Genomic DNA, 16,451 nt, shown 5'->3' with positions numbered 1-16,451 from the left:
GAGATTTTCTGTTTGCTGGGGGAGTAGAGCAGGGGAGGCGTCTTTCGGAAGGTGTCCGAGCGGGGTTCAGTCTGCCTCGTTGTTGGCTGTAGCAGCGGCGGCTTGAGCCGCCGCCCTCAGCTTGTCTTTTTTGCTGGGGCGTTTGCCTTTGATGCCACCGGTGGTTTGGGAGGCAGGGGCAGGTTGCTCGGTGGGCTCAAATCCGGCGATGACTTCCAGCGGAAGGTCCAGCTGGTAACGTTTCGAAATCAACCGGAAATGGGCCTGTGCATCTGCGGTGACAAAGCTCACAGCGACGCCTTGCTCGCCCGCGCGCCCCGTGCGGCCAATGCGGTGAACGTAATCGACGGCAGAGCGGGGCAGGTCATAGTTCACCACGGCGGGCAGTTGTGCGATATCAATCCCTCGCGCCGCAAGGTCGGTGGTCACGACAACCTGCCAGCGTTCATCCTTGAACTCCTGCAGCACCTGGTTGCGTGCCCCCTGGCTCAATCCGCCATGAAAGGGCGACGCAAAGATGCCCGCTTTGTAGAGCTTTTCGGCAATGTGCTCTGCCGCATATTGCGTGGCAACAAACACCAGCACGCGTGACCAGCCATGCTGCTGGACAAGGTGCTTGAGCAGTTGGGTGCGCCGTTTGGTGTCCACCGCAATCGCGCGCTGGGCAATGTCAGGCAGGGCTTGCTGCTCGGTCGATATCTCCACCCTTACCGGGTCGCGCAGAAGGCTTTGGGCCAGTGTCTGTACGGCAGGTGCAAAGGTGGCCGAGAAGAGCAGGGTTTGGCGCATCGAAGGCACCAGGGCCAGCACAGCCTGGAGCTCGTCGGCAAAGCCTGGGTCCAGCAAGCGATCTGCTTCGTCCAGTACCAGATGCTGCACATCGCCCAGCCGCAGGGCGTTGCTGCGGACTAGGTCCAGCAACCTGCCAGGCGTAGCGACCACGATGTCTGCGCCGCCCCGCAGTCGCATCATCTGCGGGTTGATGGAAACGCCGCCATACAACACAGCCGTACGGATGGGTGTCGGGAGCTTGTTTGCCAGGTTGGAGAGCACTTCCCCCACCTGCAGCGCAAGTTCACGCGTGGGAACCAGAACCAGGACGCGAGTGCCTTGCTGCTTTCGAGGGCTGGGCGTGTTGCATATCCTATCCAGCAAGGGCAGGGCGTAAGCCGCAGTCTTGCCAGAGCCGGTTTGCGCGCAGGCCCACAGGTCCCGCCCCTGGAGGATGAGGGCAACGGCTTGCAGTTGCACGGGGGTGGGTTCAACGAGCCCATTGGCATGGGCTGCCTGAACCAGGGAGGTGGACAGTCCGAGGGAGGAAAAGGACATAAGGTGCAGCGGGGCGAGACGTGGGAAATGATGTGAGCCGGGGCGGAGGCAGGAGTATCCCTGACTGCAGGGTTTTCGAGGCCTCGCCGGCCATCATTTCACGTCAAAACACGCGAAAAAGCGGCTGATAATCGCAACCCTCCGTTTTCAGGCTACTGAAAGAGCACCCCCATGACTCCCATAGAACCCAGCACCATCACCCATGGCATTCAGCTTGCCGTGGCTCCTGTTTTTCTGCTCACCGCCGTGGCGGGCATGATCGGCGCTGTGGCGGGACGCCTGGCGCGCATCATTGACCGGGCAAGAGTGGTGGAGGACCGGGCGCGGCATTCCAGCGATGCGGCACAGCACGACATGGCAATCCTGGAACTGGGTTACCTGCGCACCCGAGGCCGGCTTGCCAATGCCTGCATCGGGCTGCTGACGCTTTGTGGCTTCTTCATCGGTGTCACGATCGTGCTGCTGTTTCTGGGTGAGACGATGGACTTCCGGGGACACAGCTGGGCGGTGACGAGTTTTCTGACCGGTGTGGTCTCATTCCTCATGGCGCTGCTGTTCTTCTTTGCAGAGACCGTGATGGCGACACGGCTGCTGAATTTTCAACTCCTCAGCGCACAGGGAAAGTAGCGATGGCTTCTCTGCGTGATCTCAAGAGCCTGGGTGGCTTGGTCTATTCCACAGACCATGGTCGCATGTGCCCCGACTGTTCAAAGCCCAAGGCAGAGTGCATATGTAAGCTCAACAAGCCCTTGCCCACGGGCGACGGGGTGGTGCGTGTGTCGCGCGAAACCAAGGGGCGGGGTGGTAAAGCGGTGACCTTGATCAAAGGAGTGTTGCTTGACGACGCCGCCCTGGAGCAACTGGGAAAGAAGCTCAAGACGGCCTGCGGTACTGGCGGAACCGTGAAGGATGGCGTGATTGAAGTGCAGGGTGATCACATCGAGCGCGTGATGACCGAGTTGCAGAAGCTGGGGCACAAAGTCAAACGCGCCGGGGGATAAGGCCATGCATATTGATGGCATGGACCCACAGACGTTGCAGCGGCTTGTGACCGTGCAGATGCCTTACGGCAAACACAAGGGCTGTGTGATCGCTGATCTGCCGGGCAATTACCTGAACTGGTTTGCGCGGGAGGGGTTTCCGGCAAATGAATTGGGTCGGCTGCTTGCCCTGATGCACGAAATCGACCACAACGGCCTTTCTGCGCTGCTCGAACCCTTGCGAGGCCGCTGACTTGGGGCAGTTCACAAAAAATCACCGTAGTGGTTTTGGGTGGGTGCCGCTTCGCAGGCAGGACGCGGAGTACGACAAGATCCGGCAACGACGCCAGAAGAGTTTTGTGAGTTGATCTTTGAACAGGTTCTTAGGTAGCGGGTTCGGTGGAGTGACTGCGCGCTGCCTCAAAGGCAGGCGTATGTCCGAAGTAACCCCTGAATAGGTTGCGTGCCACCCCGTGCGCTGCCGCCTGCAGGCCATGTGCCACCTCGGGAGCAAACATGCGCGAGGTATGCCCATTCCACAAGTGCACCCAGGCAGCAAAGTGGGCAGGGGTCACGTCATGCAACTGCATGTGCTTGTCCAGCACATTGCCCTTGAAGGTGCGTGAACCCAGCAAAACCGTGCTCCAGAAATCCACCAGTCTTTGAAGGTGGGCGTCCCACTGGCCGTGCAGAGCCTTGTCAAACACCGGGCCCAGCAATGCGTCCTTGCGCACGTCGGCATAAAAGGCGCGGACCAGTTCGTCGATCGACTCGGGGTTGGGCGTTCGGTGGGTGGCAAGGGGCTGCATGGGCGAAGTGTGCATGCTCAATGGCAACCACAAGCTGATGTACCGCAAGTTTGTGCCCCGGCAGAGGACTCAAACGGAGGAAACAGCACGTTGTTCTCCAGGTGGATGTGGTTGATCAGGTCGTCATTGAGTTGCGCAATGCCTGCGTAGAGCGCACGCCAGGTATTGCATGCACCTTGGGGCGGGGTGGCGTCGTGGGTTAGCGCGTTAAGCCTGTCCAGTGCCGCGCCGTGATCTGTATGTTCTGCACGCATCATGCCTATGGGCTGCCCTACAAAAGGATTGCCTCCAGCCTTCAGCATGGGGAACAGGATGGCCTCTTCCTTGTGCATGTGCGACAGCAATTCGTCGTGCATGGCCTCCAGGGTGTCGGCCAGCCCTGCGGGGACTTCAGGATGGTCACGATGCACTGCTTCGACACGCCTTGCCATGCGGATCAGCTCTGGCAACTGGGCGCGATGTACGGCGTGGTAGCGCTCCAGGATATGGTCAATCAATTCGGAAGGAGATCCGGAGGCGGGGGCCTCATCAGAGCGCTGAAGGGTCGCGAGTTCAGCAAGGACAGCGTCCAGATCAAGCGATTTTTGGGTGACTGCTTCGCGCAGGCTGATGTTGCCACCACAGCAGAAATCAAGCTTCAGCCTGCGGAAGACAGCAGTTGCACCCGGCAACTGCACTGCAATCTGACCGATAGCTTGCTCGGGATTCAAGGCTGGCTGAGTTTCCTGCAGGCGGGCATTCATGATGGGTCCTTAAAGATGCATTTGATGTGAATATTTTATTCAATAAAATGCAAAGCACAAGCATGTTTAAATTGACCCAGGACAAACCCCATGCGCCTCACCCAATGGACGGACTACACCTTGCGTGTACTGATGTACTGCGCCGCCACGCGAGGACGGGAGCAGCCGGTCACCATCACTGAAGTGGCCGAGGGCTACGGTATCTCGCGCAGCCATTTGATGAAGATCGTGCAGGAGCTGGCTGCACAAGGCCTGCTGGAGACCACCCGGGGGCGCGGGGGCGGCATGCGGTTAATGAAAGACCCTGCCGAGATCAACCTCGGGGCAGTCGTCAGGCAAACGGAAACTGACTTCCACCTGGTGGAGTGTTTTGATCCTGCCGTCAATCAATGCCGCCTTACCGGCAATTGCCGACTCAAGGGCGCTTTGGGTGAGGCGATCAACGCCTACCTTGCGGTGCTGGATGGCGTGACGTTGGCTGACTTGGTGGATACGCCCAAGGCAGGCGCAGTCTCGCTGGTGAGGCGCAGCCCCCGCAGCAGCAAACCTGCGCTGGGTTTACCTGCCAAGGGTTAACGCGCCGAAATGCAGATTTGTGGGCCAGCGGTTGTACCCGAGGTCTGTAACGCGCTGGCGCATTCAAAAGGTTCAGAAGGTGGCTCAGTGTTCCCCAGTAAATTACTGGAAAATTTCCAGCAGGCGGTCTAGTCCCCCCTGCTGAATAGCCACCTTGGCCTGTGCGCGCACAGCAGGCTTGGCGTGGTACGCCACAGACAGGCCCGCGACACCCATCATTGGCAGGTCGTTTGCTCCGTCGCCCACGGCAATGGCCTGTGAGGGTGCGATGCCCATGAGTGAAGCCACTTCCAGCAGCGTGCGGCGCTTTTCGGCACCGTCGCAAATGTCGCCCCATGGCTGGTCCAGCATGCGGCCGGTGAGCACATCGTTCTCGATTTCCAGCATATTGGAGCGTGCAAAGTCAATGCCCAGCCCAGCCTTGACCCGGTTGGCAAAAAACGTGAAGCCGCCTGACACCAGCAATGTGGTCAGCCCAGCAGCTTTGGCTGCAGAGACCAGTTCCTTGGCACCGGGGTTGAAGCGCAGGCGCTGGCTGAATACCTCTTCCATGTGGGCCACTGTCACGCCCTTGAGCAGTGCCACGCGTTGCCGAAGGCTTTCCTTGTAGTCGGTGATCACACCCTGCATGGCCGCCTCGGTAATAGCGGCTACCTCGGCCTTTCTGCCTGCAGCATCAGCGATTTCGTCCACGCACTCGATGTTGATCAGGGTGGAGTCCATGTCAAAAGCGATGAGCTTGTAGTTCGACAGGGACTGAGGTGTTTCGATGCCCTGGACAAAAAGGCCAGGGGCAAATTCGGTAGCAAGGGTCATGGCAAAGACAGCGGTAAATAGCGGGTCACAGAACCCGCAATGGTATCGCCGTGCAGAACTCAGGACCCTGATGAGACCAGACCTTAATGGGCGGATGCCTGGGACTGCTTTCGTGCAGCCAGCGCTGCCTTGGCTGGATTGGGTTTGGGCGGCTCGCTCATCTTGACCAGAAACATGCGTATGAAGAAGACGGCCATGCCCAGCGTGATCGTGATGACGATGATGCTCATCAGGCCGTAGTCGGTATGCAAGAGATCGTTCAGCAACTTCATGAAACCCTCCTGTTGGTAATGAGTGGTGTCACTATCGCGCTGCCATCGTCTTTAACCCTTGCGCTGTATCAACCATTGCGATGAGGTGTGGCTCGCGCTCCTGACCATTGATTCGCATCATTTGGGCCGGGGGATGTAAAGCCTATCGGACCATGTAGCCAGCCATTCCGGTTTGAACGCCACGAAGATGGCTGTGAGCATGCCCGTGACAAATCCATCTCCCCAGGCCATGAGCCAGCGGGCCACCAAAGACAGCTCCCCTCCCACGCCAGGCAGCGCGTGACCGCTCCACTGAGACAGGAGCCCAGCCAGGAAGACGCATGCCACGGTGCCGAGAAAGGCCCGTCCAAGGACGTATACAAAAGGCTGGGTTCCCGTCAGCCGTCTCACCAGCGCGCCCAGCAAAAGCCCCAGGCTCGCGGGCACCACGCCCAGCCATGCGGTAGCACCGATGGCGTCGATCCAGTCCATCGCAGGCGAAAGCGTCCATGCCAATGCGCCCACTCCTACCAGTACCGGTATGGCCACAGGCCAGCCCAGCATGAGCACCACAAGGCATGCGCCTGACCATTGCAATTGCAACGGCATGCGATGCAGTGTAGGCAGGGCCCACATCCATGGCAGGACCACCAAGGTGGCAAGCAGGGGTGTCAGCAGCGCAGAGGGTTCGTGCCTACGGCGATCACCCGACTGAGCAGGGGCAGTAGCGCGCACCAGAAACCGCCAGGGTCGCAAGCCCAGCGAAATCACCAAGGCCAGGGCAACCAGGGTGATTTCGAGAACCATGTGAATGCTCCAGGCTAGGCCGCAACAGCCGTGTTGAGCGGTTGTCCGAGCGAGCGCAGCACATCGCGCACCATCTGTGCGCGGTCCTTGGGCTCCTGAAGCTCTCTTTCAATCCGCAGCTTCTCGTTGCCCGCCAGCTTGATGTGCTTGTTCTTCTGGATCAGCTCAATGATGCGCATCGGGTCCACAGGAGGCTGGGGCCGGAAGGTAATGTTGATCACACCAGGCGCAGCATCCACCTTCACCACCCCGTAGGGCTGGCTCAAAACCCGCAGGCGGTGCACGTCGATGAGCGTCTGTGCTTGCGGCGGCAGCTTGCCAAAGCGGTCTACGATTTCTTCCAGCAGGCCGTCGATCTGGTCGCTGGTCTTGGCTGTAGCCAGTTTCTTGTAGAACGACAGACGCAGGTGTACGTCGCCGCAGTAATCATCGGGTAGCAGCGCCGGTGCGTGCAGATTGATGTCGGTGGTGACTGACAGAGGTGAGAGCAGGTCCGGCTCTTTGCCCGCCTTCAGCGCCTTCACGGCTTCACTGAGCATCTCGTTGTAGAGCTGGAAGCCAACTTCCAGCATGTTGCCGCTTTGGCTCTCGCCCAGCACTTCGCCCGCACCCCGGATTTCCAGGTCATGCATGGCCAGGTAGAAGCCACTGCCAAGCTCCTCCATCTGCTGGATAGCTTCCAGACGCTGCTGCGCCTGCTTGGTCAATCCCTCCACATCAGGCACCATCAGGTAGGCATAGGCTTGGTGGTGGCTGCGGCCCACACGCCCGCGCAACTGGTGCAGCTGTGCCAGACCAAACTTGTCGGCGCGGCTCATGATGATGGTGTTGGCCGTGGGCACGTCGATGCCGGTCTCGATGATGGTCGAGCACAGGAGGATGTTGAAGCGCTGCGCCACAAAGTCACGCATCACACGTTCCAGTTCGCGCTCGGGCATCTGGCCGTGGGCCACGGCAATGCGGGCTTCGGGCAGGATTTCTTCTAGCTTCTGGCGGCGGTTTTCGATGGTCTCGACCTCGTTGTGCAGAAAGTAGCACTGGCCGCCACGCTTGAGTTCGCGCAGCACCGCTTCGCGGATCACGCCGGTGCCCTCGTTGCGTACGAAAGTCTTGATGGCCAGACGCCGCTGCGGCGCGGTGGCGATAACGCTCAGGTCACGCAGCCCTTCCAGCGCCATGCCCAGCGTGCGCGGGATGGGGGTGGCGGTGAGGGTGAGCACATCCACCTCGGCGCGCAGCTGCTTCATCTGCTCCTTGTGGCGTACCCCAAAGCGGTGTTCTTCGTCAATGATGAGCAAACCCAGGTTGGCGAACTTGGTGGACTCGGACAGCAGCTTGTGGGTGCCGACCACGATGTCCACCGTGCCATCGGCAATGCCCTTGATGGCGGCAGTGATCTCTTTGCCTGAGCGGAACCGGGAGACTTCGGCAATTTTCACCGGCCATTTGCTGAAACGATCCACCAGCGTCTGGTAGTGCTGTTCAGCCAGCAGCGTGGTAGGTGCCAGAAAAGCCACCTGCTTGCCCCCGGTTACCGCCACAAAGGCAGCGCGCAGGGCCACTTCCGTCTTGCCGAAACCCACGTCGCCGCAGACCAGCCTGTCCATGGGGCGCGGGCTGATCATGTCCTGGATGACAGCATGGATGGCCGCGTTCTGGTCGGCCGTTTCTTCAAAGCCGAAATCGTTGGCAAAGGTCTCATAGTCCTGCGGGCTGTAGCGGAAGGCATGGCCTTCGCGTGCGGCGCGGCGGGCGTAGATGTTGAGCAGTTCGGCCGCGCTGTCGCGCACCTGTTCTGCAGCCTTGCGCTTGGCCTTCTCCCACTGGCCGCTACCCAGCTTGTGCAGCGGGGCTTCGTCGGCGCTGACGCCCGTGTAGCGGCTGATGAGCTGCAACTGGCTCACAGGCACGTACAGAACAGCCTTGTCCGCATACTCCAGATGCAGAAACTCTTGCAGGGCGGGCGTACCGTCGGGGTTCTTGTTGCCCACGTCCATGTTGATCAGGCCGCGGTAGCGGCCAATGCCGTGCGCGCTGTGCACCACCGGGTCGCCCAGGTTCAGCTCCGACAGGTCCTTGATCAGCGCTTCCACATCGCTGACCTGCTCCTGCTTTTTACGGCGGCGTGTGGTTGGCCCTGCCGCAAACAGCTCGGTTTCTGTCACGAAATCGATGCCGTCCTCTACCCAGCTGAAACCCACCGTCAACCCTGCAGTGGCAATGCCTACCTTCTCGCTGCCATCGGCTTGAAATGCAGAAAGCGAATCGAATGCAGGGGGATTGACGCCACTGGCGCGCAGAAAATCGAGCAGACTTTCGCGGCGGCCATCGCTCTCGGCCAGCAACAAAACACGATGCTGCGTGTTGCGCAGGTGGGTATGCAGGCGAGCCAAGGGGTCTTCAGCACCACGCACCACCGACAGGTCCCCGAGCTTCTGGAAGTGGGGGTTGTCTTCTACGTCCTGCACACCGGGGCGCAGCGATAGCTGTGCGTGGTGATTGGCGCGCGTGTAGAACTGGTCGATGGAGAGGAACAGTGCCTCTGGCGGCAGGGCGGGGCGCTCGGGGTCTCCTTGCACCAAGCGATACCGCTCACGGGTGTCTTGCCAAAAGCGCTGGAACGCTGGCTCCAGATCACCATGCAGCACGACGGTGGCTTCTGCTCCGAGGTAGTCGAACACCGTTGCCGTGTCATCAAAGAACAATGGCAGGTAGTACTCGATGCCCGCTGTGGCCACGCCATTGCCCATGTCCTTGTAGATGCGGCTCTTGGTGGGGTCCCCCTCCAGCATCTCGCGCCAGCGGCTCCTGAACTTGGCCCGCGCGTCATCATCCATGGGGAACTCACGGCCCGGAAGCAGGCGCACTTCAGGCACCGGGTACAGGCTGCGCTGCGTGTCGGGGTCAAAGGTGCGGATGCTGTCGATCTCGTCATCAAACAGATCCACGCGGTAAGGCACCAGCGAACCCATCGGAAACAGGTCAATCAACCCACCGCGCACCGCGTATTCGCCAGGGCTGACCACCTGCGATACGTGAGCGTAGCCCGCCAGAGTGAGCTGGGCCTTGAACTTGGCTTCGTCCAGCTTTTGCTTGACCTTGAAATGAAAGGTGTAGCCCGCCAGGAACGAGGGAGGTGCCAGCCGGTAGAGCGCTGTGGTGGCAGGGACCACCACCACGTCTGCCCCCGTGTCCTTGTCTTTCTGGCTGATGCGCCACAAAGTGGCCAGGCGTTCGCTGATCAGGTCCTGGTGGGGCGAGAACGTGTCGTAGGGCAATGTCTCCCAATCAGGGAACAGTGCGCAGCGCAGGCCCGGTGCAAAAAAGGCCATCTCTTCGATCAGGCGCTGCGCATCCGTCGCGTCTGCCGTGACGATGGCTGTGGTGCGACCACCGGCCTTGTCGCGTTCGGCCAGGCGGGCCAGAAGCAGGGCATCTGCGCTGCCCACAGGGCGGGGCAGGGTGAAACGTTTACCGGGATTGAGTTTGGGGAGTTCCATGCGGGACAGTGTCTGCAGCCCCGGGGCACCCCCTGGGGCGCGGTGCGCGCACGGGCCGGGTGCAGCGGGGAAAGGAGATTCTAGAATGAGCCCCTCATGACTGCACCGCTCTTGCCCACAGCCCCTCTTCCCCTGTCAGCCCAAGGTCGTTTTTGGGCTCTGATTCCTTGTGCGGGCGTGGGGCTGCGTGCGGTGGCTGCCCCTGCGGCAGCTTCGGCGGCTGGTGCCCTCCCCAAGCAATACCACCTGGTGGCAGGGCAACCCATGGTGTTGCACACCCTGGCGGCTTTTGCAGGGGTCAGCCGCTTGCTGGGTACGTTGGTGGCGGTGGCTGCGGGTGATCAATTTCTGGATGCGTATCCCCATCCGTCTTTCTTTACGGTGCCCTGCGGTGGTCCCACGCGTGCCGATACGGTGCTGGGGGGGCTCAAAGCCTTGCTTGCAAGGGGGGCGCAGCCACAGGACTGGGTGCTAGTGCATGATGCAGCGCGTTGCCTCATCACATCCACGCTGATCGACAGCCTGATTGACACCTGTGCCAACGATGGTGTGGGAGGGCTGCTTGCGCATAAGTTGCCTGATACGCTCAAAACCTCCATCGACGGGCCTGGTGGAGTGCGTGTGGCCAGTACCGTGGATCGGAGCGACAAGTGGCTGGCGCAGACCCCGCAGATGTTTCGCATCGGCCCATTGATGGACGCCATCGAACGCATTGGCCCCGCTGTGACGGATGAAGCGAGCGCCATGGAAGCCGTGGGGCTGCATCCGCGGCTGGTACCCGGCGGGGCGCAGAACTTCAAGGTTACCTACCCGGATGATTTTGCTCTGGCCAGTGCGGTGTTGGCACAACGGGGCCATGGCACGACGCTGGAGCGCTTTGGCGGTGCATGGGGCGCGGCTGCACCCCGCTCCTGATTGCGACGTGGTAGGCGGTGGGTCGCCGCAGGTGAGCGGTAAGATTTTCAAGCGTAGAACACGCGCGTTGAGGCCCTAAGGGCAGGAAGTGGATCAATGAATTTCAGGATTGGCGAAGGCTGGGATGTGCACGCTTTGGTGCCTGGGCGTCCTTTGGTGATTGGTGGTGTGACGATTCCTCACGCCATGGGGCTGCTGGGGCATTCAGACGCAGATGTATTGCTGCATGCCATCACCGACGCCATCCTGGGAGCCGCTGCGTTAGGCGATATCGGAACCCATTTTCCTGACACCGATGCGAAATTCCGCGGTGCAGATTCAGCCGTCTTGCTGACCGAGGCGGCCCGCCGGGTGCGCGCTGCCGGTTTTGAAATTGGTAATGTTGACAGCACGGTGGTGGCCCAGGCTCCCCGCCTCGCTACCCATATCCCCGCCATGCGCACCTGCATTGCACAGGCACTGGGTATTGAGGTGGACCGGGTGAACGTCAAAGCCAAAACAGCAGAGCGCCTCGGGCCGGTGGGGCAGCAGCTGGCCATGGAGGCGCGGGCGGCTGCGCTCATTTACCGGCCCTGAACATCTCTTCGTCCCCTGGCCCCGAGGGAGCACAGAGGATGGATCGGTTCAGGCCTGCTCTTGAGCGCGCTTTCGTGGCAAATGCCGTTTGACCGCTGGGCGCTGGAGGCGCTGCTTGGGGTCTACCCCCGCAGGTAGCTCAGTGGCGCGCTGCAACTGGATATGTGCAACCAACCCACCTGTACTGGAGTTGGCCAACGCAAAAATGCCGCCCATGCGCTGAACGGTCTTGTCAACAATCGACAGTCCCAGTCCAGCACCCGCGGCTGCCGTGCGGGCGGAGTCGCCACGGAAGAAGGGCTTGGTGAGATTGGACAGTTGCTCGGGCGGTACCCCTTCGCCATGGTCGCGCAGCTTGAGTAAAACCCAGCTCTCCCGCCCCTTGGCTGCAATGTCCACGCTGGTCACGCCTGTCACCGGATTCTTGCCATAGCGGCGTGCGTTCTCCAGCAGGTTGGAGATCACCCGCGCCAGTTCCACCTCATCCGCCAGCACGTTCAGGTCTTCGGGCACCTGCATCGTGATCTGTAGTTCCCGATGGTCCTGTACGGCATACACGCAGGACGACACCACGGCGTGCAGGTTCACGGGTGTGAGGGTGACGTGGTCAGGGCGCGCGTAGTCCAGAAACTTGTCGATGGTGGCGTCCAGCTGAACAATATCGGCCACCATGTGTTCGCGGGCGATGTCATCGGTCACGCTCATTTCGGTTTCGAGCCGCAGGCGTGCCAGGGGTGTGCGCAGGTCGTGTGAGATACCCGCCAGCATCACAGCCCGGTCTTGCTCGAGCTTGGCAAGCTTTTGTGCCATGCGGTTGAAGCCAATATTGACCTCGCGGATCTCGCTGGTGACCACCTCTTCATCCAGATGGCTGGCTGCAAAGTCCCCATCGCGCACGCGATTGGCGGCATAGGAGAGCTGCTTGAGCGGCCGATTGATCAGGCGGGCAATAGCTGCTGCACCGGCTAGAGACAACGCCCCCGCCGTAATCAGCCAGATGAGCCAAGTGCGCCCTCCCGCAGGACTGAAGCGGGAGCGGTCCATCAACAGCCAGTTGGGGTCTCCGTTGATGTTGAAGCCCACCCACAGCCCGTTTTCGCCGTTCACGTTCTGCGCCACGATGGTGTCTGGGCCAAGCCGTGTGGTGAGTTCTTCCGTGAGGCGATTCCCCAGCGCACTGCCATCCAGCAGGGTGTACTTGTCATTGGGCTCGCGGGGCAGGATGCGCACGCCTTCCTGGTCGGCCATCGTTTTGATCAGAGAGACCCGAGCGATGGCGTCGGAGTGCACCAGCGCCGCGCGGCTGAGATTGACCAGCGAGGCGATCTGCTGCGCAGTCTGCAGGGTGCGGGGCTCGAACTCAAGCGCCCGCAGCGTCTGCAGCCACGCCAGAATGCTGCCCACCAGCAGCAGAGCCAGCAAGAAGAAGGTGCGCCAGAAGAGGTTCAGACCCACGCGGGCACGTTGCTCGCGGGAAATGCGCAGAGACGACTCCAGCGGTGCGGGGCTGGTGGCGTCTGCTGGCGATCCTTCCGATGTGCGCCTGCGTGGCCGGGTATTGCCGTCAGGCTTGTTCATTGTGAATTAGCTCGTTCCGTCCGGTACAAACACATAGCCCACACCCCACACGGTCTGGATGTAGCGGGGCGCTGCTGCGTCCACTTCTACCAGCTTGCGCAGGCGCGAAACCTGGACATCCAGGCTGCGGTCAAAGGGCTCGAATTCGCGGCCACGCGCCAGCAGGGCCAGCTTCTCACGCGACAGCGGCTGGCGCGGGTGGCGCACCAGAGCCTTGAGCATAGCGAATTCGCCGGTGGTCAAAGGCAACTCTTCACCGTTGCGCTGCAGGGCGCGGGTACCCAGGTCAAAGGTGAAGGGGCCGAAGGTGACCACTTCGTTGTCGCCGGAGGGTGCGCCGGGCGCCTCTTGGGCTGGGCGGCGGCGCAGCACGGCGTGGATACGGGCCAGGAGTTCTCGGGGATTGAAAGGCTTGCCCAGGTAGTCGTCGGCACCTACTTCCAGGCCCACGATGCGGTCTACATCCTCACCCTTGGCGGTGAGCATGATGATGGGAGTGCGGTCATTGGCAGCGCGCAGGCGGCGGCAGATCGACAGGCCATCTTCGCCGGGCATCATCAGGTCCAGCACGATGATGTCCACAGTTTCGCGCAGCAGCAGCCGGTTGAGGGCTTTGCCGTCTTCCGCCACCATGACTTCGAAGCCTTCCTGGGTCAGATAGCGGCGCAGCAAGTCGCGGATGCGGGCGTCGTCATCCACCACAAGAACTTTGTCGGTACGGTTGGGTGTTGTGGCCATATTGATCTCAGTCCAATTTGTAACAGAGCGGATTCTGACCAAGTTGGACGCCAAAGTTCGTGTTTTGCCCTCGGGTTTGACCAACTGTTACAAGTTTTGCCCAACAGTCTGCCTTGTCCGACTCGGCTTTGCGGCCAGCGCCTACACACTGCACTGTATGGGTCGGATATGAATGGTTGGGAAGGGTGCCTGACTGTGGAGTCTTGCCCAATTCAAAGGAACTGATGGATGAAAAATGCTATTTATTTGGTAGCTGCCTGCGCTTTTTTGGCGGGCGGTAATGCCGCTTTTGCGCAATCAGCCGTTGCACCGGTATCGGTGGCGGCCGAGCCGCGCAATGTGATGCAGTTGTCTGCCACAGGCATGGTGGAAGTGCAGCAGGACTTGCTGGTCATCACCCTGACGGCGACCAAGGATGCCAACACACTGGCTGCGGCACAGACCCAGCTCAAGCAGATTCTGGATGCCGCTCTGGCAGAGGCCAAGGCATCTGCCCAGCCAGGGCAGATGGATGTGTCTACCGGCAATTTCAGCCTGTCGCCCCGCTATGGCAAAGACGAGAAGGTGATGGGTTGGCATGGTCAGGCCGAGTTGCGTCTACAGGGGAGGGACTTTGCCCGCATCACCGCGATGGCGGGAAAGCTTTCGTCCATGGCGGTCAGCGATGTGACTTTTGCCCTGTCGCGCGAGGCCAGGGCCAAAGCTGAAAGCGAGGCCCAGGTGCAGGCGATTGAGCAGTTCAAGGTGCGCGCTGCCGAGCTGACCCAAGCCTTTGGCTTTGGCGGCTATGGGTTGCGGGAAGTGAGTGTCTCGGGCTCCGGCATGAGCACGGTCACGCTGATGGGCGCTGCACCCATGCGCGAGAAGATGGCTTCCTTTGCGGCAGCGCCCGTGCCTGTGCAGCCTGGACGTGAACAGGTGCAGATCAGCGTGTCTGGCTCGGTGCAGATGCGCTGATGGCGGGTCCGCTGCGCAATTCTTGAAGCTGGCGGGAGCTGTCGTTCGCGACGTCTATCCCGCCAGACTTGCTAGAGCCTCGTCGACCTCAGCCTGCGTGGTGGGGCGCACCACGCGGGCTATCTCCAGCCCATCCTTCAGCACCACCAGCGTGGGCCACAGCTTGACCTTAAAGCTGCGCCCCAGCCTTTTGCCGGGCCCGTCTTCCACTTTGATGTGCTGCATTTGGGGCAGGCGCAGCAAGGCCTGCTCGATGAACGGCTGGGCCCGCAGGCAGTGCGGACACCAAGGCGTGCCAAATTCAATGACGGCCGTTCCCTGCAAGGCGTCTACCGCTTCGCGTGTGGGTGGCTCTGCGAGGTGCTGCGATGTATAGGGCATGAGGCTTCCTTGATGAGGCGAATCTCTTATTCATACCGCTGAACGACACTGTGCGGTGTCGGATGCCGCCTCACGACAAGACGGAACAAGAAACCTAAGGGCCGTTGGCGGGTCTAGATCACGCCATCAAAAAGCATCACGTCCACCGTATCCCCCGCGGCCACATTGCCCTGGTGGTGGTGCAACACGATCAGACCATTGGCCTGCACCATGGAGCTGAGCACGCCCGAGCCCTGGTTGCCGGTGGTGCGAACCTGCAGGCTGCCATCTGCCGCGGTGGTGACGGTGCCACGCTGGTATTCGGTGCGTCCCGGCTTTTTGCGCATGGCTTCGGTACTGGCGGCCCGCAGCAGCGGTGGGGCCGGGCGTGTGCTGCCCATCATGCGCAGCAGGGCGGGGCGCACAAAGGCCAGGAAGGTCACCATCACCGCCACCGGGTTTCCAGGCAAGCCGAACAGGATGGCTTCCGCGGTTTGGTTGTTATCATTTTGATAGCTGCCTGCGCTTGATTTATCAGCGCTGGAGGCCGTTTTTGCCTGCGCTGGCGCTGCAGCAATCTGCCCCACCGCCATGGGGCGACCGGGCCGCATGGCGATGCGCCAGAAGGCCACGTCGCCCAGCTTTTTCATCATCGCGCGGGTGTGGTCTGCTTCGCCCACACTCACCCCGCCGCTGGTGATGATGGCGTCGGCGCATTGCGCTGCGGTGGTGAAGGCGGTTTCCAACAGGGCAGGGTCGTCGCGCACCACGCCCATGTCGATCACCTCCACTCCTAGCCGGGTGAGCAGGCCAAACACGGTGTAGCGGTTGCTGTCGTACACCGCGCCTTCGCGCGGGGGCTCGCCCAGGCTCAGGATTTCGTCACCGGTAGAAAAATAGGCCACCCGCAAGCGGCGTGATACGCGCACCGTTTTGAGGCCCAGGCTGGCGATGAGGCCGAGGGCCGCTGGGGTCAGCAGCTCCCCACGGGCCAGTGCCACGCTGCCTTCCATCAGGTCTTCGCCCTTGAAGCGGCGGTTGTCGCCCAGGCGCAATATGTCAGGGGCGATGGTGATCTGGTCACCCTGTGCGGTGGTGAACTCCTGGGGGACCACGGTGTCCAGACCGGTGGGCATGATGGCTCCGGTCATGATCTTCACGCACTCACCGGGTTGCAGGCTGCCCACCCACGCCTTGCCTGCCAGCGCAGTGCCCACGCTGCGCAGCGTGAGCGGCTGGCCCGCCACCAGCTGGCTGCCCGCAAACGCATAGCCATCCATGGCCGAGTTGTCGTGTGGGGGCACGCTGATGGGGGAGATCACATCTTGCGCCAGCACCCGGCCCAGGGCTTCAAAAACGCCCACTTCCTCGGCTTCAGCCACCGGCTGAACCAGCTTGTGCAAGAAGGCGTTGACTTGATCGGCATGCAAAGCCTGGGGGTCATAGCCTTCCAGTTCAGCGGCAATCTGGGCAATGGTTTTCATGGAAATGCAGGAATGCAGTCAGTGCGTAGGGC

At 61.3% G+C, this 16,451-nt stretch carries 18 protein-coding genes; 7 read left to right on the top strand and 11 right to left on the bottom strand.

Annotated features, from left to right (window positions below; genetic code table 11):
- Positions 1-66: 66 nt before the first annotated feature.
- Positions 67-1,329 carry a DEAD/DEAH box helicase gene (locus AACH87_RS13185; RefSeq protein ID WP_338794917.1) on the bottom strand — a complete coding sequence of 421 codons (1,263 nt, stop codon included), beginning with the start codon at positions 1,327-1,329 and terminating at the stop codon, positions 67-69.
- Positions 1,330-1,500: 171 nt separating this feature from the next.
- On the opposite strand from AACH87_RS13185, the gene AACH87_RS13180 reads away from it, so the two are divergent.
- Genes AACH87_RS13180 through AACH87_RS13170 form a run of 3 tightly spaced genes read left to right on the top strand, consistent with a single transcriptional unit; the run spans position 1,501 to position 2,562 of the window.
- On the top strand, positions 1,501-1,956 hold the full coding sequence (locus AACH87_RS13180; RefSeq protein WP_338794916.1) for a DUF2721 domain-containing protein: 456 nt from the start codon (positions 1,501-1,503) through the stop codon (positions 1,954-1,956).
- Positions 1,957-1,958: 2 nt separating this feature from the next.
- Positions 1,959-2,330: a translation initiation factor Sui1 gene (locus AACH87_RS13175; RefSeq protein WP_338794915.1), complete on the top strand. Its 372-nt coding sequence runs from the start codon at positions 1,959-1,961 to the stop codon at positions 2,328-2,330.
- A gap of 19 nt (positions 2,331-2,349) precedes the next feature.
- Entirely contained in the window at positions 2,350-2,562 is a 213-nt protein-coding gene (locus AACH87_RS13170; protein WP_338798950.1) for a DUF3820 family protein, read from the top strand.
- Between the two features lie 130 nt (positions 2,563-2,692).
- Here AACH87_RS13170 and AACH87_RS13165 read toward each other — a convergent pair whose 3' ends face one another.
- Together AACH87_RS13165 and ytfE are read right to left on the bottom strand one after the other, a co-directional pair.
- Positions 2,693-3,118: a group III truncated hemoglobin gene (locus tag AACH87_RS13165; RefSeq protein WP_338794914.1), complete on the bottom strand. Its 426-nt coding sequence runs from the start codon at positions 3,116-3,118 to the stop codon at positions 2,693-2,695.
- 17 nt (positions 3,119-3,135) lie between these two features.
- Positions 3,136-3,861: an iron-sulfur cluster repair protein YtfE gene (gene ytfE / locus AACH87_RS13160; protein ID WP_338794912.1), complete on the bottom strand. Its 726-nt coding sequence runs from the start codon at positions 3,859-3,861 to the stop codon at positions 3,136-3,138.
- Positions 3,862-3,951: 90 nt separating this feature from the next.
- On the opposite strand from ytfE, the gene AACH87_RS13155 reads away from it, so the two are divergent.
- Positions 3,952-4,437 carry an Rrf2 family transcriptional regulator gene (locus AACH87_RS13155; protein WP_338794911.1) on the top strand — a complete coding sequence of 162 codons (486 nt, stop codon included), beginning with the start codon at positions 3,952-3,954 and terminating at the stop codon, positions 4,435-4,437.
- A 102-nt stretch (positions 4,438-4,539) separates the two neighbouring features.
- Here the strand turns inward: AACH87_RS13155 and serB are convergent, their stop codons facing one another.
- From serB to mfd, 4 genes are all read right to left on the bottom strand, one after another.
- Entirely contained in the window at positions 4,540-5,253 is a 714-nt protein-coding gene (serB, locus tag AACH87_RS13150) for a phosphoserine phosphatase SerB (protein WP_338794910.1), read from the bottom strand.
- Positions 5,254-5,336: 83 nt separating this feature from the next.
- Positions 5,337-5,525: a DUF3149 domain-containing protein gene (locus AACH87_RS13145; protein WP_338794909.1), complete on the bottom strand. Its 189-nt coding sequence runs from the start codon at positions 5,523-5,525 to the stop codon at positions 5,337-5,339.
- A 117-nt stretch (positions 5,526-5,642) separates the two neighbouring features.
- On the bottom strand, positions 5,643-6,311 hold the full coding sequence (locus AACH87_RS13140; RefSeq protein ID WP_338794907.1) for an energy-coupling factor ABC transporter permease: 669 nt from the start codon (positions 6,309-6,311) through the stop codon (positions 5,643-5,645).
- 14 nt (positions 6,312-6,325) lie between these two features.
- Positions 6,326-9,811: a transcription-repair coupling factor gene (gene mfd / locus AACH87_RS13135; protein ID WP_338794905.1), complete on the bottom strand. Its 3,486-nt coding sequence runs from the start codon at positions 9,809-9,811 to the stop codon at positions 6,326-6,328.
- A gap of 96 nt (positions 9,812-9,907) precedes the next feature.
- On the opposite strand from mfd, the gene AACH87_RS13130 reads away from it, so the two are divergent.
- Entirely contained in the window at positions 9,908-10,726 is an 819-nt protein-coding gene (locus AACH87_RS13130) for a 2-C-methyl-D-erythritol 4-phosphate cytidylyltransferase (RefSeq protein WP_338794904.1), read from the top strand.
- A gap of 96 nt (positions 10,727-10,822) precedes the next feature.
- Positions 10,823-11,302: a 2-C-methyl-D-erythritol 2,4-cyclodiphosphate synthase gene (ispF, locus tag AACH87_RS13125; protein WP_338794902.1), complete on the top strand. Its 480-nt coding sequence runs from the start codon at positions 10,823-10,825 to the stop codon at positions 11,300-11,302.
- Between the two features lie 48 nt (positions 11,303-11,350).
- Here ispF and AACH87_RS13120 read toward each other — a convergent pair whose 3' ends face one another.
- A complete protein-coding gene (locus AACH87_RS13120) occupies positions 11,351-12,880 on the bottom strand; it encodes an ATP-binding protein (RefSeq protein WP_338794901.1) in 1,530 nt (509 codons plus the stop codon).
- Positions 12,881-12,886: 6 nt separating this feature from the next.
- Positions 12,887-13,618 (bottom strand): two-component system response regulator OmpR, encoded by a 732-nt coding sequence (gene ompR / locus AACH87_RS13115; RefSeq protein WP_015014739.1) that lies wholly within the window; start codon positions 13,616-13,618, stop codon positions 12,887-12,889.
- 228 nt (positions 13,619-13,846) lie between these two features.
- Between ompR and AACH87_RS13110 the strand changes: the two genes are divergently transcribed.
- Positions 13,847-14,575, top strand: coding sequence for an SIMPL domain-containing protein (locus tag AACH87_RS13110; RefSeq protein WP_338794899.1), 729 nt, complete (start codon positions 13,847-13,849; stop codon positions 14,573-14,575).
- Between the two features lie 54 nt (positions 14,576-14,629).
- Here AACH87_RS13110 and AACH87_RS13105 read toward each other — a convergent pair whose 3' ends face one another.
- A complete protein-coding gene (locus AACH87_RS13105; protein ID WP_338794898.1) occupies positions 14,630-14,956 on the bottom strand; it encodes a thioredoxin family protein in 327 nt (108 codons plus the stop codon).
- Positions 14,957-15,069: 113 nt separating this feature from the next.
- Entirely contained in the window at positions 15,070-16,419 is a 1,350-nt protein-coding gene (glp, locus tag AACH87_RS13100; protein WP_338794897.1) for a gephyrin-like molybdotransferase Glp, read from the bottom strand.
- Between the last annotated feature and the right edge of the window lie 32 nt (positions 16,420-16,451).

Origin of the sequence: Acidovorax sp. DW039 (assembly GCF_037101375.1) — a bacterium.
GTDB lineage: Bacteria > Pseudomonadota > Gammaproteobacteria > Burkholderiales > Burkholderiaceae_C > Acidovorax.
The sequence above is the reverse complement of the archived record's forward strand: the minus strand, read 5'-3'. Positions and strand labels throughout refer to the sequence as shown.

What these genes read in the sequence shown, in the direction of transcription:
- ispF (WP_338794902.1), top strand. Translation starts at nt 10,823, where the DNA reads ATGAATTTCAGGATTGGCGAAGGCTGGGATGTGCACGCTTTGGTGCCT.
- AACH87_RS13180 (WP_338794916.1), top strand. Translation starts at nt 1,501, where the DNA reads ATGACTCCCATAGAACCCAGCACCATCACCCATGGCATTCAGCTTGCC.
- ytfE (WP_338794912.1), bottom strand. Translation starts at nt 3,861, where the DNA reads ATGAATGCCCGCCTGCAGGAAACTCAGCCAGCCTTGAATCCCGAGCAA.
- AACH87_RS13130 (WP_338794904.1), top strand. Translation starts at nt 9,908, where the DNA reads ATGACTGCACCGCTCTTGCCCACAGCCCCTCTTCCCCTGTCAGCCCAA.
- ompR (WP_015014739.1), bottom strand. Translation starts at nt 13,618, where the DNA reads ATGGCCACAACACCCAACCGTACCGACAAAGTTCTTGTGGTGGATGAC.
- AACH87_RS13170 (WP_338798950.1), top strand. Translation starts at nt 2,350, where the DNA reads ATGGACCCACAGACGTTGCAGCGGCTTGTGACCGTGCAGATGCCTTAC.
- AACH87_RS13175 (WP_338794915.1), top strand. Translation starts at nt 1,959, where the DNA reads ATGGCTTCTCTGCGTGATCTCAAGAGCCTGGGTGGCTTGGTCTATTCC.
- mfd (WP_338794905.1), bottom strand. Translation starts at nt 9,811, where the DNA reads ATGGAACTCCCCAAACTCAATCCCGGTAAACGTTTCACCCTGCCCCGC.
- AACH87_RS13165 (WP_338794914.1), bottom strand. Translation starts at nt 3,118, where the DNA reads ATGCAGCCCCTTGCCACCCACCGAACGCCCAACCCCGAGTCGATCGAC.
- AACH87_RS13145 (WP_338794909.1), bottom strand. Translation starts at nt 5,525, where the DNA reads ATGAAGTTGCTGAACGATCTCTTGCATACCGACTACGGCCTGATGAGC.
- AACH87_RS13110 (WP_338794899.1), top strand. Translation starts at nt 13,847, where the DNA reads ATGAAAAATGCTATTTATTTGGTAGCTGCCTGCGCTTTTTTGGCGGGC.
- AACH87_RS13105 (WP_338794898.1), bottom strand. Translation starts at nt 14,956, where the DNA reads ATGCCCTATACATCGCAGCACCTCGCAGAGCCACCCACACGCGAAGCG.
- AACH87_RS13120 (WP_338794901.1), bottom strand. Translation starts at nt 12,880, where the DNA reads ATGAACAAGCCTGACGGCAATACCCGGCCACGCAGGCGCACATCGGAA.
- serB (WP_338794910.1), bottom strand. Translation starts at nt 5,253, where the DNA reads ATGACCCTTGCTACCGAATTTGCCCCTGGCCTTTTTGTCCAGGGCATC.
- AACH87_RS13140 (WP_338794907.1), bottom strand. Translation starts at nt 6,311, where the DNA reads ATGGTTCTCGAAATCACCCTGGTTGCCCTGGCCTTGGTGATTTCGCTG.
- AACH87_RS13185 (WP_338794917.1), bottom strand. Translation starts at nt 1,329, where the DNA reads ATGTCCTTTTCCTCCCTCGGACTGTCCACCTCCCTGGTTCAGGCAGCC.
- AACH87_RS13155 (WP_338794911.1), top strand. Translation starts at nt 3,952, where the DNA reads ATGCGCCTCACCCAATGGACGGACTACACCTTGCGTGTACTGATGTAC.
- glp (WP_338794897.1), bottom strand. Translation starts at nt 16,419, where the DNA reads ATGAAAACCATTGCCCAGATTGCCGCTGAACTGGAAGGCTATGACCCC.